This window comes from Candidatus Manganitrophaceae bacterium (genome assembly GCA_016200325.1).
Lineage (GTDB): Bacteria > Nitrospirota > Nitrospiria > SBBL01 > Manganitrophaceae > Manganitrophus.
The window spans coordinates 37519-55196 of sequence record JACQEZ010000007.1; the positions used below are offsets into that span (position 1 = coordinate 37519).

A 17678-nucleotide genomic window follows, 5' to 3' on the forward strand; every position below is an offset into this window, starting at 1 on the left:
CGTCCCAGATGGCGGCAGAAGATCAGGAACGAACAGAACAGGCGACCCCAAAACGGCGGGAGGAGGCCCGGAGCCGCGGACAGGTTCCCCGCAGCCGGGAGATCTATTCGGCCGCCTTAATCCTCGGCGGGGTCTTTGGCTTTTCCATGCTGGGGCCGATGGTCGTCTCGGAGATGCAAAAAATGATGGTTCAAACCTTGGGCGCCCTCTCCGCCGCGCCGATGACCGAAACCTCCCTTTATCAGCTGGCGACCGCTCACTTTTCCCGGACATTGTGGGTGCTCGTCCCGGTCATGGGATTGCTTGCACTCATCAGCCTTGCCGCCGCCTTCGGGCAGCAGGGATGGGTCTGGTCGACAACCGCGTTGAGCCCCGATTGGTCCCGTCTCAATCCTTTGAAAGGATTTCAAAAGTTTCTCTCGATTCAAGCGGCGGCCGAGCTGATCAAGACGCTCATTAAGTTTTTGGCGGTCGGCGGCCTCTCTTATCTCCTCATCCGCCAGGCGCTACCGGCCCTCTCCGTCGCAATCCAATCGGAACCGGCTCAAATGCCAGGACTCGCCGGCCGGATGATTTATCGGTTTGCGCTGACGACCGGGATCTTGATCGCGTTCATCGGGGGGGCCGACTATCTCTTCCAGTGGTGGTCCATGGAGAGAAGCCTCCGGATGAGCCGACAAGATATAAAAGATGAGATGCGACAGAGCGAAGGAGACCCGATGCTTCGGGCCCGGGTTCGGAGCATTCAGAGGGAGATGGCGCGCAAGCGGATGATGGCCGATGTTCCCAAAGCCGATGTGGTGGTGACCAACCCGACCCATTTGGCCGTTGCCCTTCTCTACCAGCATGGAAAGATGAGCGCGCCGAAAGTGGTGGCGAAGGGGGCCGGTTTCGTCGCGGAGCGGATCAGGGAGCTGGCGCGGCAGAACGGGGTGCCGGTGATCGAAAACAAACCGCTCGCCCGCGCCCTATTCAAAACGGTGAAGATCGGAGACCCGGTGCCGTCCAAACTCTATCGGGCGGTGGCGGAGATTCTGGCATACGTGTATCGGCTCCGCGGCAAGGCGGCCCGGCCGTAATCGATTGGTCCAAAGCAGGAGAAGAGATCTAAATGGCTGAAACCGTTTCAGAACAGACCCCGGCCGGCGGGTGGCTCAAAAATGGCGACATCATTCTCAGCCTCGGAGTGGTCGGGGTGTTGATGCTGATGATCCTTCCGCTGCCGCGGATGCTCCTCGATCTCCTCCTCGCCTTTAATTTGAGCGTGGCGTTGATCATCCTCTTCGTGTCGATGTATACGCTCCGGCCGATGGAATTCTCGGCCTTTCCATCGATGCTTCTCCTCGTCACCCTCTTCCGGCTCTCCCTCAACATCGCCACGACGCGGTTGATCCTTCTGCACGGCAATGAAGGGGCCGATGCGGCGGGAGAGGTGATCAAGACCTTCGGAAACTTCGTCGTCGGCGGCAACTACACCGTCGGACTGGTCGTTTTTGCGATTCTCATCGTCATCAACTTTGTGGTGATCACCAAGGGCGCCGGCCGGATCGCCGAGGTGGCCGCGCGTTTTATGTTGGACGCGATGCCCGGAAAGCAGATGAGCATCGACGCCGATCTCAATGCCGGGTTGATCGACGAAAAAGAGGCGCGCCGCCGGCGCAAAGCGGTCTCTCAAGAAGCCGATTTCTACGGGGCGATGGACGGCGCCAGCAAGTTCGTCCGCGGCGATGCGGTCGCCGCGATCTTGATCGTCCTCGTCAACATCATCGGCGGGTTGATCATCGGCGTTCTACAGCAGGGGATGGGGGTGATGGCGGCGGCGCAAAATTATACCTTGCTGACGGTCGGCGAGGGGCTGGTGGCGCAGATTCCGGCGCTGATCATCTCGACCTCGGCCGGTATCGTCGTCAGCCGCGCCGCGGCCGATGCGAATTTGGGAACGGAGGTCACCCGTCAAATTCTGGTTCATCCCCGCGCGATCATGGGGGCGGCCTCCATTATTTTCCTCTTCGGCTTGATGCCGGGATTGCCCCACATCGCGTTTCTTCTCCTCGCCTCAGCGATCGGATTTATGGGCTATACCGCTCAGAAGTCGAAAGAGGCTGCGGCCGCCGCCGAGATCAAGGAGACGGCCCCCTCGGCGGCCCCCCCGGCGGCGGAAAAGCAGGATTGGATCGTGCCGCTCGACCTGATGGAGCTCAATGTCGGCTACGGTCTGATCCCCCTTGTTGACGAGGCGCAGGGAGGAGAACTCTTAAAGCGGATCTCCGCCATTCGAAAGCAGCTGGCGTTGGAACTCGGCTTTGTGATCCCGCCCATTCACATCCGGGATAATCTCCAGATCAAGCCGAATGAATATATCATCATGATCAAAGGCATCGAGGTCGCCCGGGGCGATCTCCTCCCCGATCACTATCTCGCGATGAATCCGACCGGGACCGATCGAGGGATCTCCGGCATCCCGACCAAGGAGCCCTGTTTCGGTCTCCCGGCCCTTTGGGTCTCGGAGAAGGAGAAAGAGCGTGCCCAAGTGGCCGGCTATACCGTGGTCGACGCTCCTTCGGTCATCGCCACCCATCTGACCGAAATCCTGCGAAATCACGCGCACGAGCTCTTGGGACGGCAGGAGGTTCAGCAGCTGATCGATCGTTTCGGAAAAGAGGCGCCGAAGGTGGTCGAAGAGTTGATTCCCAACCTCCTTCCGCTCGGCGGGGTGGTCAAGGTGCTCTGCAACCTGCTCCGGGAGCGGGTACCGATCCGGGATCTGCGGACGATCATGGAAACGCTGGCCGACACCGCTCCGACGACGAAAGATGCCGATCTGCTGACCGAATCGGTCCGTCAGGCGCTCGGCCGGACGATCACGCGGCAGTATCAAGCGGCCGATCGGACCCTTCCGGTCATCAGCATCGATCCGACGCTCGACCAGCGGATTGCAACCTCGATTCAGCAGAGCGGCCAGAACTATATTTTGACGCTCGATCCGATGTTGGCGCAGAAGATCCTGCTACGGATTCGGCAGGCGGTGGAGCAGGTTTCGATGAAGGGGACCGCCCCGGTGCTCCTTTGCTCGCCGATGATCCGGCCGCATCTCCGAAAGCTGGTGGAGCGGTTTATCCCCAACCTGGTGGTTCTCTCCTCGAGCGAGGTGGTCTCGCCGGTCAAGATCCAATCGATAGAGACGGTGAAGGTGAGCGATGCAGATTAGAAAATATGAAGTATTTGAGATCTCAGAGGCGCTGAAGGTGATTAAGAAAGAGCTGGGGCCCGACGCGGTGATTTTGTCGACGCGGGAGATTCGGAAAGGGGGCTTCGGTCTCTTTAACCGGCCCCTCATCGAAGTGACCGCCGCGGTCGATCCCCCGAGTCCGATGGAGAAAGCATCCCGTGACGAAGCGGCAAAAACGTACCGACGCGACGGCTCGGAGGAAAAATCGGAGGTGTTCGACGAATTATTGGAGGAAGCGGACCAGGCGACTCCGTCCGCTCCAGAGATCGGCTCGGTATTGGAAGAGCTTCGGACGTTGAGGGAATCGGTCGAGGCGCTCCGCGCCGCCCCGCTGCAGAACGGCGGCTGGTCCCAAGTCCAAGAGGCCTGTCGAGAGATGAAGGAGATGATGAAAGGGCTGACCCTTGCCGCGCAGCCGAGGGAGGCCGATCTCCCGCCGACGCTGGCGGCCCTCCTTCAGCGTCTCATTTTGAGAGGGGTCGACCCGGCGATTGCAACCGATCTCCTTCAGATGATCAAGCGGAAACTGGGCCCCGACGATCTCTGGAAGGAAGATTTTGTCGAAAATTATCTCAAGGAAATGATTAAGTCGATGGTCCAGGCCTCGGTGGCGATGGAGCGCCCAAAGGAGGGGGGGAAGGTGGTTGCACTAATCGGACCGACCGGAGTCGGCAAGACCACCACCCTCGCAAAGCTGGCGGCCCATCAATTCCGGAATAAGGGGAAGGTGACCCTGGCGACGCTCGACACCTACCGGGTCGGCGCGGTCGAGCAGCTGAAGATTTATGCCAAAATCATCGGCGCCCCGGTGATCGTTTCGGAGAGCCAATTGCGTGAAGGGGTGGCCCGCCGGCAGGAGGGAGAGCTGATTCTCATCGACACCGCCGGGCGAAGCCATCTGAACCGCGCGCAGGTGGAGGAGCTCCACCTCCTCTCCCGGATCGGCGCGCCGATTGAGACCCATCTGGTCCTCTCCTCCACGACCGGGGAGCGCGACCTGGAAGAGATGATCGATCAATTTTCCGCCGTTCCGATCAACTATTTCCTCTTTACCAAGACAGATGAAACCCGAAATCATGGATCTCTCCTCACCGCGATGAGAAAAAAAGGGAAGCCGCTCTCGTATCTGACGACCGGCCAGCGCGTTCCGGAGGATATTGAGATCGCAACCCCCAAACGCATCGCCGACCTGGTGCTGAATTGAAAGAGGGAAAAATGGATCAAGCAAAGACGTTAAGAAAATGGGCAACCCCTCCTTCCGGAGCCCGTCGGCAGCCGAGGGTTATTGCAGTGACCAGCGGCAAAGGAGGGGTCGGGAAGACGAACGTCGTCGCCAATCTGGCGGTGGCCCTCTCGCGCCTCGGCCAGCGGGTGTTGATCTTGGATGCCGATCTCGGTTTGGGGAATATCGATGTCCTCTTCGGGATTATCCCCCCCTATACGTTGGAACATGTGCTGCTTGGGCAAAAGTCGATTTCGGAGATCATGGTCCAGGGCCCGGGCGGGATTCGCATTCTCCCGACCAGCTCGGGAACGGAGGAGATGACCCGGCTGACCGAGGAGCAGAAGCTGATTTTCCTCTCAGAGCTCGACCGGTTGGAAGAGGAGGTCGATATCTTTTTGATCGATACCGCGGCCGGAATTTCATCCAATGTAATCTATTTCAATACGGTCGCTCAGGAAATCCTCGTCGTTGCAACGCCCGAGCCGACCTCCATCACCGATGCGTATGCCATCATGAAGATACTCTCCCGGCGGTACGACGAGAAGCGGTTCAACCTGCTGGTCAACATGGTTCGAAGTGATCAAGAGGGAAAAGAGATCTTCAAAAAACTGAGCATCGTGGCCGATCAGTTCCTCGGGGTCGCGATCGATTACGTCGGCGCCGTTCCGTTTGATGATTATCTCCGGATGGCGATTTGCCAGCAAAGGACGGTGGTGGATCGCTTCCCAAGCGCCCGATCGAGTCTGCGGTTTTTCAAGCTGGCGCAGGAGATCCTCCAACGCCCCTTGAATCCCGTTCCCAAAGGAACGGTCCAATTCCTATGGAAAGCGCTTTTATCCCGCGATTCGGAATCGCCCCCCGCCGCCGCAGTGAGAGACGGGGAAGGGTAAGCCGGGGATGGCGCGTCGCCGGAACAGTCCTGAGATCGACACTGCAGCCGCCGAGAAGGTCATTTCGGAGTTTGCACCGATCATCCGTTATCTGGCGCATCGGCTCGCCTTTCGTCTTCCTCCTTCCCTTGATGTGGAAGATCTGGTTCATGCCGGGGTCATCGGCCTCCTCGACGCGATGGGAAAGTATGATCCTTCCAGAGAGGCACAGTTTCGAACCTATGCGGAGTTTCGGATCCGTGGCGCCATGCTCGATGAGATCCGATCGCTCGACTGGATTCCCAGATCCATCCGAGAAAAGATCGCCCTGTTCCAGAAGGCGAGCGAGCAGCTGACGAGGAACCTGGGACGGGTCCCCACCGAGGAGGAACTCGCCGGCGCGCTTCGGATGGATGCCGCTCAATATGATGCGTTCCTCTCTCAGGCGAAGGCGGTCAGCCTATTGCGCCTCGATGATTTTGGATTGGAAGAAGGAGAGGAGCGCCGGTTCATCGAATCGCTCGCCGATACCAATGCGGAAAACCCGCTGTTCTCCCTGCTCGCGCAGCGGTTCCGCGAGAAGCTCATTCAGGCGATCGATCATCTCCCGCAGAAGGAACGCCAAGTGATCTCCCTTTATTACTTTGAAGAGCTGACGATGAAGGAGGTCGGACTGGTTTTGAAGGTGACCGAATCTCGGGTTTGCCAACTTCATGCCCAGGCGATCGCTCGGCTGAAAGGGACCTTGTCGGAGAAGAATATCTAACGCGGAGCGGATTGGATGAGGTTGGGTCGTCATCCATCAGCCGGACAGGGAAAGGATCTGCAGGCAGGCCGATAAGAAACGAGTATGCGTATTTGGAAACAGCAGCGACAGAGATGGAGTCAAGATGAACCGGAAGCGAGAGGACGAACAGGTTGCGAAAAAACTGGGGATTGATTTGGAGGAGATTGCGCGGCGGAAGGCTTACCTAAAGCTGAAAGCGCGCGATCTGGAATTGCTGAAAGGGTTTCATCAAAAGGAAGCCGGAACCTCGATCCTCGTCGATGCCTTCTATCAACACCTCCTCTCTTTTGAGGAAACGCGTGCCCTCTTGCCTGATGCGGCCACTTTAATGCGTCTTAAGCAGGCCCTCTCCTCTTACTTCGATGGTTTGACCGCCGGTGATTACGACGATGCCTATGTTGAAAACCGCCTTCGAATCGGCCTAAATCATCAACGAATCGGATTGGAGCCGCAATGGTATTTCGGCGCCTATGCACAGTGCCTGGCGGAGCTTTTGCCGAAGGTCTGGGAGGCCTCCGGTAGGACGGTTGATAAATTTGTTGAGACCTATCATGCCGTATTAAAGATTGTCTTTCTGGACATCGGATTGGCGGTCGACGCCTATCGTTACGCCGATCAACAGGCGGTCTCCATTGTCAGAGATCAACTTCAAAGCGTGATCTCCAGCCTTCCGCTCGGAATGGTTGTGCTCTCAGGCGACTTGCAAATCCTCTCGACCAATATTGCTTTTAGACAGATGCTGGGAGATCCCAACGCAGAGTTCCGCGGAAAATCGCTTTTAGAAGTGCTGCCGCCCGCCGATTTGACGGAATGGGCAACGCGGGTATTGAGCGGGGAGTCACATCAATACCAAGCGGTCGTTGATATGAACAATTTAGAAAATGAACGGCGCCTCCAGATGGTTACGATGCGGGGGATGCGATACAACGAAGGGGACAAGGCTCGGCTTCTCCTCATCGTCGAAGACGTCACGGAGCGGCAGCGGGCGGAGCAAGAGGTTCACGACAGCAGAGACCTCTTGCTCGATTTCCTGGAAAATGCAAACGATCTGATTCAAAGCGTCACTCCGGACGGCTGCTTTCAATTTGTCAATCGCGCTTGGTTTGAAACGCTCGATTATGGCGAGGAAGACATCCCTTACCTCAGTTTAATGGACATCATTCATCCGGACAATCGGGCGCATTTTAAAACCCTCTTTGACCAGGTCAAAGAAGGAAAGTCGCTCCGAGGCGTTCAAGCGGTTTTCATAACGAAGGATGGCCGGCCGATCCGGGTGGAAGGGAACCTCAATCCTCGGATCGAGAAGGGGAAAACGGTCATGACTCGGGCCATTTTTCGAGACATCACGGAGCGTCACAAGGCGGAGGAGGCGCTCCGTCAGAGCGAGGAGCGGTTTCGCAAGATCTTCGAGGAGGGTCCGCTCGGGATGGTCATTGTGGATAGAGACTACTGCCTCTTGAGGGCCAATTCGACGACCTGCAAATTGCTCGGTTACTCGGAAGACGAGCTCACCCAACTGACCCTTCGGGACATTACCTATCCGGAGGATCTTCCTCAAGACATCGAGTCGATGAAGCGGCTCTTCGCCGGCGCCTTGACCGAGTATAAAATGGAGAAGCGTTATGTCCGAAAGGATCAGCGGGTGCTCTGGGGAACGCTGACGTGCTCTGCCATCCGCGACCGGGATGGAAATGTGCTTTACGCGCTGGGAATGATTGAGGACATTACAGAGCGCAAGCAAGCGGAAGAAGAGTTGCGGCGCGCCGAAGCGTTTCTGAATTCCATTGTTGAAAACGTTCCCAACATGCTCTTTGTAAAGGAAGCGAAAGATCTCCGGTTCGTTCGATTTAACAAAGCGGGGGAAAAGCTGCTCGGCTATCCCAGAGAAGAGCTCATCGGCAAAAGCGATCTCGATTTCTTTCCGAAAGACCAGGCCGACTTCTTTACGGAGAAAGATCGGCAGGTATTTAAAGAGGGGAAACTGCTCGACATTCCGGAAGAGCCGATTCAGACGCGGGATCGGGGAAAGCGGATCCTCCACACCAAGAAGATTCCACTCTACGACAACGATGGAAAACCGCTCTATCTCTTGGGCATCTCCGAGGACATTACCGAGCGCAAGCAGGGGGAGGAGCGTCTAAAGAAGAGTGAAGCGCAACTGGCGGCGGCGCAGGAGATTGCCCATTCGGGAAGTTGGGATTGGGATTTCTCGACCGGACAGATCACCTGGTCCGACGAGCTTTACCGAATTTACGGGCTCAAACCCCGAGAGATCGGCATCACTTATGAACTCTTTCTCGAATATTCCCATCCGGACGATGTGGAGCGGATCAAACAGGTGGTCGGAAAGATACGCCAAGACCGGCAGCCTTTTTCGTACGATTATCGGATCGTCCGCCCCGATGGAATGATACGGATCATCCACAGCCGAGGGGAGGTCGTCTGCAATGCGGCCGGGACGCCGATTCAGATGATCGGAATGGTTCAGGATGTAACGGAGCAGAGACAGGCGGAAGAGGCGCTTCAACAAAGTGAAGAGCGCTTCAGGCAGGTTGCCGAGAGTATCAGCGAGGTTTTCTGGATGACCTCTGTCGATAAGAACAAGATGATTTATATCAGTCCTGGCTATTGGGAGATCTGGGGAAACTCGCCGGATAAGATCTACGAGGAGCCGCAGGCCTGGATCGATGCGATCCATCCTGATGATCGCGAGCGGGTAATCGCCGCCCTTCCAAAGCAGGCGGTCGGCGACTACGACATGGAGTATCGGATTCTTCGTCCCGATGGATCAATGCGCTGGATTCGAGACCGCGCTTTTCCGATCCGAAACGAAAAAAATGTCGTCTATCGGGTTGCCGGAATCGCCGAAGATATCACCGAGCGCAAAGAGTCGGAAGAGGCCCTTCAGAAAGCCTACGAAGAATTGAAAGAGGCCCAAGTCTATCTTCTTCAATCCGAGAAGATGGCCTCCCTCGGCCAGATGGCGGCGGGGGTGGCGCACGAGATCAATAATCCGGTCGGCTTCGTCAGCAGCAATTTAAGGACCTTGGAGGAATATATGGCCGACCTTCTTCAGTTGATCGGCGGCTATGAATCTCTGCTGGCCTCGGTCGAGCGGGGCGATGCAGACGCCGTCGAAGGAGAGAGAAAGCGCCTCCGTACCCTTTCCGAACAGGTCGATGTCGGTTTTCTTTTGCAGGATCTCTCCCGATTGGTCGAGCAATCTCAAGAGGGGATGGATCGGGTCCGCCAGATTGTTCAAGATCTGAAAGAATTTTCACATGTCGATCAGGCCGAGCGGATGCGCTTCGACCTGAACCAAGGGATACGGAGCACTCTAAATATCGTCCGGAATGAACTCAAATACAAGGCGGAGGTGATTGAGGAATTGGGAGAGATTCCTGAGATTTTTTGTTATCCGCAGCAGCTCAATCAGGTCTTTATGAACCTCCTGGTAAACGCCGCACAATCGATCGTTAAAAAAGGGAAGATCTGGGTCCGTAGCTATGTGGCGATGGAGCAGATCGTCGTGGAGGTGGAGGACACCGGCAGCGGTATTTCGGAGGAGAACTTGAAGAAAATTTTCGATCCGTTCTTCACGACGAAGCCGGTGGGACAGGGGACCGGACTTGGACTGTCGGTCTCTTATGGAATCGTCCAGAAACACAAGGGAAAAATCGAGGTGGAGAGCACCGTCGGACGCGGAACCCAATTCCGTATTCTCCTGCCGATCGCAGAAAAGGCCCCATAAATTCGGATTGCTTCATCAAAAACATTTTTGGACAGCCAAGCATTTGCCGGTTACAGAGGAGAAGGAGGAAGCAGGATGGATCAACCGTTGGAAGGGATATCTGGAGGGGGATCAAAACATCTGCTTCTGTGTGTCGATGATGAGGAGAACATCCTTCATGCCCTTCGCCGGCTCTTTCGGAAAGAGCCGTATGAAATCATTACCGCTGTCAGCGCGAAGAAGGGGCTGGTCCTCCTGGAGTCCCAGCCGGTCGCCCTGGTCATCTCGGACCACCGTATGCCGGAAATGGAAGGAACCGAGTTTCTGGCAGAGGTGCGGGAGAGAAAACCCGATGTCATCCGGATCATGTTGACCGGATATGCCGATATGAAGGCGGCAATCGAGGCAATCAACGACTGCCAGGTCTATCGGTACATCTCAAAACCATGGAGCGACGATGACCTTCGCCTGACGGTTCGCGAGGCGCTTCGCCAATATGATCTGGTTCAAACGAACAGAGAGCTGAACGAGCTGGTAAAGGAGCAGAACAAAGAGCTCTACGACATGAACCGGAACCTCGAATCAAAAATTCGGGAGCGGACCAAAGAGCTGGAGCGGAAGAATCAAGAGTTGGAAGGAAGCTTCCACAACATGCTCGACCTCTTTATCGGCCTCATGGAAATGAAAAATGCAGCCCTGGTCGGCCACTCCCGGCGGACGGCGATGGTCGCAAAGGAACTTGCGATTCGACTCGCGCTTCCGGAGGATGAACGGAAGCTTTGTGAAGCCGCCGCGCTTCTGATGGACAGCGGAACGGTCGGCTATCCCGACAGCCTAACCCAAAAACGATTCGAAGAGATGGACACGGCCGAACAGATTCTTTGGAAAAAGCATCCTCTGCTCGCGCAGGCGACACTGAAGCGCATTAAGCGTTTGGAGCCGGTCGGACAGATCATCCGATCTCATCATGAACAATTCGACGGCAACGGATTCCCGGATGGGTTAAAGGGGGAGATGATCCTCCTCCCTTCTCAGATCATCGCGGTGGCCGACTCTTTTGACCTCCTGGTTAATCCCCAGGGACTGGCTGCACGGTACTCCGTTTCCGAAGCGCTGGGCCTTTTGGAAAAAGAGAGGGGGAAACGGTTTGATCCGATGGTGATTCAGGCGCTCGGTGAAATTATTGAAAGTATCCAGGGGTTGATCATTTCGGATGAATTCGAAGTCTCGCTGGGAGAATTGAAGGAAGGAATGACCCTCGCCCGGAATCTCGTCACCTCCGGGGGAATTCTGCTCCTTCCGGCACATAGCCGGCTGCAGGCGACCCATTTGGAAAAAATTCAAAACTTCCATCGGATCGATCCGATCATCGGCCGGATCCCCGTTTTCAGGAACGTTAAAGATTTTAAATCCTCCAGCCGATAAGGATAAGGTATTGTTCCGTCTCTGCGCCACGAAGAGAGAAAGAGGAAAGAATCTCCAGGGGTATCATTCGGAATCGGCAACATTTTTATAGACTGTCAGCAGAAGGTTGTCAAAGAAGCGTGATGCATCTCTGTAACCCTGAAAGGGCGGGTGAACCGATTTGGATCAGCCGCTCTGAGGAGCATGGCCTTTAATCCCGGCCGAGGTCGCGATGGATATTTTGACGATATTGGGGGTGGTTATTGGGCTGGTCGCGCTCCTTGGAGGGCAGCACCTCGAGGGGGGCCACGTTCAGTCAGTGATGCAATTGACCGCCGCCATCATTGTGCTTGGGGGAACGCTCGGAGCGGTGATGGTTCAATATTCGCTTCCCAAGTTTGTGGAGGGGATCAAGCTCGGACTCGGAGCCCTTAAAGCGCCGCCCGATCATTCCGTCGGTTACATCCTGCAGTTGGTCGACTATGCCAACATCGTCCGCAAGCAGGGAATTTTGGCGCTTGAGCCAAAAATGAAAGAGGTGAAGGACCCCTTTTTTAAAAAAGGGCTGCAACTATTGATGGATGGGACCGAGCCGAGATTGCTGCGAGAGATTCTGGAAGTCGATCTCGCCTTCGGAGAGGAGCACCATACCATGGCGGCCAAAGTATTTGAGGCCGCCGGCGGATATTGTCCGACCTTTGGAATCATCGGGGCGGTGATGGGACTCATCCATGTGATGGAGAACCTGGCCGATCCGACCAAGCTGGGAAGCGGAATCGCAACGGCGTTTGTCGCCACCGTCTATGGCGTGCTTTCGGCGAACCTGGTTTTTCTTCCGCTCGCCTCCAAGCTGAAAATGCGGGGCCAGATGGAAGCAATGACCCATCAATTGGTGATTGAAGGGCTGATGTCGATTGCCGCCGGAGAGAATCCAAGGTTAATCCAAGAGAAGCTGGAAGGTTTCCTGGCCGAAGGGCAGAAGAAAAAAATAAAAAAAGGATAAAAGATGAGAAAGAAAAAACATGAAGAGCATGAAAATATGGAGCGCTGGCTGGTCTCCTACGCCGATTTTATTACATTGCTCTTCGCCTTTTTCGTCGTGATGTATTCTACCTCCTCTGTCCATGAGGGAAAGTACCGCGCGGTCGCCGATTCGATCAACTCGGCCTTCCATCCGATCGTGGCATTCTCCTCGTCGAACATTCGACTGACGACGAAGGCGACCGGATCGGAAATGTTCAATGTGGGACTCAATCTATATCGAAAATTCGAAGAAAAGGCCAATAAGATCGACCCTTCGGGAAGAATCAAGGTCATCCGGGAAGGCCGGGGGATTGTCATCCGGATCAGCGAAAGCCTGGCCTTTGAAACCGGCCAGGCGGAACTCCTCCCTACTTTTGCGCAGGCGCTCGATCCCATTGCGGAGTTGATCGCAGAGGCGCCGAATGCAATCCAGGTGGAAGGGCATACCGATAACATCCCGATCAGAACGCCGTATTATCCTTCCAATTGGGAGCTCTCCGCCGCTCGGGCGACACAGATTGTTCGCTACTTTGTCGAGCACCATGCGATGGACCCCACGCGGTTCTCGGTCGCCGGTTATGCCGAGTTTCGACCGATTTCAACCAATGACACATTGGAAGGACGGGCAAAAAATCGGCGAATCGAAATTGTCCTTCTCAATGGCGATAAAGAAAAAGACGAGCCGGCGATTTCTCTCCCGGCCGCGCCGAGCCCGGCACCCTAGGAAAAGGGTGAAGGATCTTTATGAGAGATGAAACGATTTTTTTGGTTCGGCAGCCGATCCTGAACAAGGACGAAGAGATTGTCGCATATGAACTCCTCTTCCGATCCGGCGACAGCAATACGGCCGAGATTGCCGACGTCGGTCACGCCTCCGCGAGCGTCATTGCCAATGCGTTGAGCCAATTCGGCATGGAAGCGGTCCTCGGTCAGGGAAAAGGATTCGTCAATGTCAGCAAGGAGATGCTCCTCAACGAGGCCATTGAACTTTTACCGAAGGACAAAGTCGTTCTGGAGCTGCTGAAGACGGTGAACATCACCGATTCCGTAATCCAGAGGAGCAGGGAGCTGAAAGACAAGGGGTTCAGCCTCGCTTTGGACGATTACGATTATCCATCCCATCGGTCGCACCTTCCGTATCTTCCCATGCTGGAGGTCGTCGATTTTATTAAGATCGATGCGTCGCAAGGCACAGGTGGAAATTTGGAAAAGACGATTCAGCAGATAAAAAGATGGCCGATTCAGCTCTTGGCGGTGCGGGTCGAAACGCAGGAAGCCTATCAAGCCTGCCGCCAGCTGGGGTTCAACCTGTTCCAAGGATATTACTTCGCGCGTCCCTCGATCTTAAAGCGAAAAAGGATCGATCCGGCGATGGTCTCGCTGACAAAGTTGCTCGAGAAGGTAATGAAGGATGCCGACACCCAGGAAATCGAGCAGATCTTCAAAGAAAATCCGAGCCTCAGCTACAATCTTCTCCGCCTGGTCAACTCGGTATCGGTCGGCGCGCGGCAGAAAATAAAAACGATCTCTCATGCGATCACCATGTTGGGCCGGCAGCAGCTGAAGCAGTGGGTTCAACTGCTGTTGTTCACTCAGGGGAGCAATGGGGGATTGAACAACCCTCTTCTGCAAACGGCGGTGTTGCGCGGCCGATCGATGGAATTGCTGGTCCAATTACGACCGGACCGTTATCCGGAGAGAGATTATTCCGAGTTGGCATTTATGACAGGAATCCTCTCATTGATTGATGTGTTGCTTGGGGTGTCGATGGAGGAGGCGGTCGACCCTCTGAATTTGATCGATGATGTCCGCCAGGCATTGTTGGCGCGCGAGGGATCGCTGGGACTTCTCCTCTCCCTGATTGAGCGTCAAGAGGAAGCCGATTTCAAAGGGGTCGAGCGTTTCATGAAACAAGTTGGTTTAAAGCTCAGCGATCTATTGAGTGCGCAGCGGGAAGCGATCTCCTGGATACACCGACTCAGCTCCAGTTTTTAACCAATCGCGCCTGTCATCTTTTTGACGAGGCGCTGTCAAGACTCTCGCAAGACAATCCAATTATTTTCAATGTCGTCTTTTTCCCTTCTGAGAAGCGGAAACTTCTGCCTACCCCCACCGGCAAAAAGCGCCCGATTGCCCTTTCGCTCGGCAAATTAATCCCTTTATGGTTCGACTCCCGCCTGGCACATCCCTTGCTTTAGATCCCGATCTAGAAGGCTCAACATTATTTTTCAGCGGGGTTGGAATCGATGGATTCAGTCTATCCGGTCCTCTCGGGGGCACTGGCTCAAGAAAAGCGACTGGAAGTGATCACCAACAATTTGGCGAACATCAATACCGCCGGATTCAAAAAAGATCAACCGCTCTTCGAAGGGATGGGGCTGCCCCCCGGGCCGAACGGGGGACCCGGAGGAGGAATGACGCCGAGCCCGACCTTTGAGATGCTTCAGCGAATCTCGACCGATTTCAGCCCCGGCTCGATCCGCACCACCGGAGAGCCGCTCGATCTTGCGGTGGACGGAGAGGGTTTTTTTGCCGTCCAGACGCCTCGGGGGATTCGCTATACGCGGGGAGGAAGTTTCACGATCGATGCGCAGGGACAGCTCACGACCCACGACGGCTTTCCCCTCCTGGGATCAGGCGGACCGATTACCGTTCCGCCGGGAGTGGTTCAGGTCGATACGGAGGGACGCATTTCGGTGAAGGGGACCGAGGTCGGCGCGCAGTCGACCGATATCGATACCTTGCCGCTCTATCGGTTTTCCGATCGATCTCAACTGAAGAAGGTCGGCCAGACCCTTTTTGAAACGCCCGGAGGAAATGCCACCCCTTTTTCGGAAGGGCGAATCAGTCAGGGTGCGCTCGAAGAGTCGAATGTCAATCCGGTTGAAGAGATGGTCTCGATGATTACGGTGATGCGTCTTTATGAATCTGCGCAAAAGGCGATACAGACGGCGGATGAGGTCGCGACCAAAGCGTCGAATGAAGTCGGACGTCTTGGATAGAGGGTGAATAAGGAGATGAAATCATGATGCGTGCATTGTCGATTGCCAGTACGGGACTGGGCGCTCAGCAGCTTTCGGTGGAGGTCATCGCCAACAATCTGGCGAACGTCTCGACGGTCGGATTCAAGAAAAGCCGGGGTGAATTCGAGGACCTGATGTATCAGACGCTGAAATCGTCCGGCGCGACCACCGGAACCGGAACATTGCCGGTTGGAATACAGATCGGATCGGGGGTGATTCCGGTGTCGATTCATCGGACCTTCGGCCAGGGCGAATTTCAGCAGACGCAAAATCCGCTCGATTTGGCGATCGAGGGAGAGGGATTTTTTCAGGTGAGTCTTCCCGACGGCTCGACCGCCTACTCGCGCGCCGGATCGTTCAACGTGAACAGCCAGGGGAATATCGTCACGGCGGAAGGTTATCCGGTCCTCCCCAATTTGTCGATTCCGACCAACGCACAGTCGGTTTCCATCCTTCCGACCGGGGTCGTCTCGGCGGTCGTTGCGGGCAATTCGGCGCCGCAGCAGATCGGAACGCTCGAGCTGGCGCGGTTTACCAATCCGGCCGGCCTCAACAGCATGGGGAAAAACCTCTATCAGTCGACCTCCGCTTCCGGCGATCCGGTGACCGGGGCGCCGGGGCAGCAAGGATTCGGGACGGTGTTACAAGGATCGCTGGAAGGCTCGAATGTGAACATCGCCGAGGAGATGGTGAATATGATCGTCGCCCAGCGCGCTTATGAGCTGAATTCCAAGGCGATTCAGACAACCGATGAAATGCTGGCCATGGTCAATAACCTCAAACGGTAGAAAAATGAGAAACGTATTTCCGGCCGTATTGCTTCTGATCGTGACGGTCATCGGTGTCGACACCGCCGACGCGGCGGAGCGGCAGGCCAAACTCACCCCGGAGGGGAGGGTCGGTGCCGCCATTCAACGCTATGTTGCAGGGTATCTCGGTTCGAAAGAGGAGGAGATCCGCGTTCGCCTGCTCCGCGAGCCGGAAGGGGAGTGGGCTGCCGGCGAGATATTGGAGGTGAAGGAAGGCTCCCGCGGCGGGCTGCTCGGACGGGTGGTCTTTCTGGTCTCCGCGCGGACGAATGGGAAGCCGGCGGGCTATCAATGGATCACCGCAGAAGTTGAAATGATCCGATCGGCCGTCGTCTCGGTTCGATCGCTTCGTCGATCCCAGGTCATCGCGCCGGGAGATCTGGAGGTCCGGTCTGTCGGGGTGGTCCGCGCCGGAGAGCCGTATGTCGTCGATCCGGAAGTGTTGATTGGAAAACGATTGGTCCGGTCGATCGGCCCGGGCGTGCCGATCTCTCTCGAGATGGTTGAAGCAACGCCGCTCATCCATCCGGGAGATCGGGTCACGCTGTTGGTGGAAGCCGCAGGGCTCAGAATTGCGACGGTCGGACGGGCGAAAGAAGAGGGGTTTGTTGGAAGATCGATGGCGATCGTGAATCTCGATTCCCAAAAAACAATTTATGGGGAGGTGGTCGATGCCTCCACGGTAAGAGTGATCCTTCCGGAGTAGGAACCGACCGAATCGATTTATTGAGAGGTGGCGGGAATGCAGGTTGAAGCGAAAGCAATGGGAAGGCGGTCCGGGTTTATCGGCGTCGGGATGTTCCTCTCGCTGCTCGGGTGCAGCACCCCTGCCAACCAGGTGAAGCCTTCGGAGATCTCCCCCGCGTATCTTCACCCCGCAGATCTCCATCAGTCGGACGGCTCTCTCTGGGCCGCAGATCAGTCGAGGACCTTCTTTTTTCAGGACACCAAGGCGAGCCACATCGGAGATATCGTGACAGTCCATATTGTCGAGAATGCCAAGGGAACAAAAGATGCGGCGACCAAATCGGGCCGCACGTCGACGCTCGCCGCGAGCACCAGCGCCCTTTTAGGATTGCCGACCAGCCGGGTGCAACGGCTTCAGGCCGATGCCAATTTCGCCGATACCTTTGATGGGTCGGGGTCGACGAGCCGGAGCGGTGCGCTGACGGCCGATCTCACCGCGGTCGTGACCGCTGTTTTTCCAAACGGGAACATGGCAATTGAGGGGAAGCGGGAGGTATTGATTAACAGTGAAAAAGAGTTGATCTCTCTATCGGGGGTGATCCGCCCCGACGATATCGGCGCCAAGAATACAATCCTTTCAACGTTCATTTCCGAGGCGAAGATCGAATATAGCGGGAGCGGTGTGTTGAACGATAAACAGCGGCCGGGATGGCTGATGCGGATTCTCGATTGGATCTGGCCTTTCTGATTGCGAATTGCGGATTTCGGACTGCCGATTGAAGAGCAACTCCATTGAAGGGAATTGCAATTTTAGTTTTGTGAGACGGTTTCTATGAAAAGGTGGTGGCAGATTAATTTGAATCCGCAATCCGAAATCCGCAATCCGCAATGG

At 55.9% G+C, this 17678-nt stretch carries 14 protein-coding genes; all 14 read left to right on the plus strand.

Annotated features, from left to right (window positions below):
• The first annotated feature begins 8 nt into the window (after positions 1-8).
• Complete coding sequence (gene flhB / locus HY282_04565; GenBank protein ID MBI3803015.1) at positions 9-1079, plus strand: flagellar biosynthesis protein FlhB; 1071 nt, start codon at positions 9-11, stop codon at positions 1077-1079.
• A 32-nt stretch (positions 1080-1111) separates the two neighbouring features.
• The gene (gene flhA, locus HY282_04570; GenBank protein ID MBI3803016.1) at positions 1112-3208 is read left to right on the plus strand and encodes a flagellar biosynthesis protein FlhA; all 2097 of its coding nucleotides are present in this window, start codon (positions 1112-1114) and stop codon (positions 3206-3208) included.
• Positions 3198-4433 carry a flagellar biosynthesis protein FlhF gene (flhF, locus tag HY282_04575; GenBank protein ID MBI3803017.1) on the plus strand — a complete coding sequence of 412 codons (1236 nt, stop codon included), beginning with the start codon at positions 3198-3200 and terminating at the stop codon, positions 4431-4433. The genes flhA and flhF overlap by 11 nt, the downstream gene beginning before the upstream one ends.
• Before the next feature lie 11 nt (positions 4434-4444).
• Positions 4445-5344 carry a MinD/ParA family protein gene (locus HY282_04580; GenBank protein ID MBI3803018.1) on the plus strand — a complete coding sequence of 300 codons (900 nt, stop codon included), beginning with the start codon at positions 4445-4447 and terminating at the stop codon, positions 5342-5344.
• 7 nt (positions 5345-5351) lie between these two features.
• Positions 5352-6089, plus strand: a complete 738-nt coding sequence (locus HY282_04585) for a FliA/WhiG family RNA polymerase sigma factor (protein ID MBI3803019.1) — start codon at positions 5352-5354, stop codon at positions 6087-6089.
• A 124-nt stretch (positions 6090-6213) separates the two neighbouring features.
• Positions 6214-9861, plus strand: coding sequence for a PAS domain S-box protein (locus HY282_04590; GenBank protein MBI3803020.1), 3648 nt, complete (start codon positions 6214-6216; stop codon positions 9859-9861).
• A 75-nt stretch (positions 9862-9936) separates the two neighbouring features.
• Entirely contained in the window at positions 9937-11265 is a 1329-nt protein-coding gene (locus HY282_04595; protein ID MBI3803021.1) for a response regulator, read from the plus strand.
• Between the two features lie 211 nt (positions 11266-11476).
• Entirely contained in the window at positions 11477-12247 is a 771-nt protein-coding gene (locus HY282_04600; protein ID MBI3803022.1) for a flagellar motor protein, read from the plus strand.
• Positions 12248-12250: 3 nt separating this feature from the next.
• Positions 12251-12991 (plus strand): OmpA family protein, encoded by a 741-nt coding sequence (locus tag HY282_04605; GenBank protein ID MBI3803023.1) that lies wholly within the window; start codon positions 12251-12253, stop codon positions 12989-12991.
• A gap of 20 nt (positions 12992-13011) precedes the next feature.
• Positions 13012-14262 carry an EAL domain-containing protein gene (locus HY282_04610; GenBank protein MBI3803024.1) on the plus strand — a complete coding sequence of 417 codons (1251 nt, stop codon included), beginning with the start codon at positions 13012-13014 and terminating at the stop codon, positions 14260-14262.
• A 251-nt stretch (positions 14263-14513) separates the two neighbouring features.
• The gene (gene flgF, locus HY282_04615; GenBank protein ID MBI3803025.1) at positions 14514-15269 is read left to right on the plus strand and encodes a flagellar basal-body rod protein FlgF; all 756 of its coding nucleotides are present in this window, start codon (positions 14514-14516) and stop codon (positions 15267-15269) included.
• A gap of 23 nt (positions 15270-15292) precedes the next feature.
• A complete protein-coding gene (gene flgG / locus HY282_04620) occupies positions 15293-16078 on the plus strand; it encodes a flagellar basal-body rod protein FlgG (GenBank protein MBI3803026.1) in 786 nt (261 codons plus the stop codon).
• 4 nt (positions 16079-16082) lie between these two features.
• Positions 16083-16805, plus strand: coding sequence for a flagellar basal body P-ring formation protein FlgA (gene flgA / locus HY282_04625; protein MBI3803027.1), 723 nt, complete (start codon positions 16083-16085; stop codon positions 16803-16805).
• A 36-nt stretch (positions 16806-16841) separates the two neighbouring features.
• Positions 16842-17534, plus strand: a complete 693-nt coding sequence (locus HY282_04630) for a flagellar basal body L-ring protein FlgH (GenBank protein MBI3803028.1) — start codon at positions 16842-16844, stop codon at positions 17532-17534.
• The last annotated feature ends 144 nt before the right edge of the window (positions 17535-17678 follow it).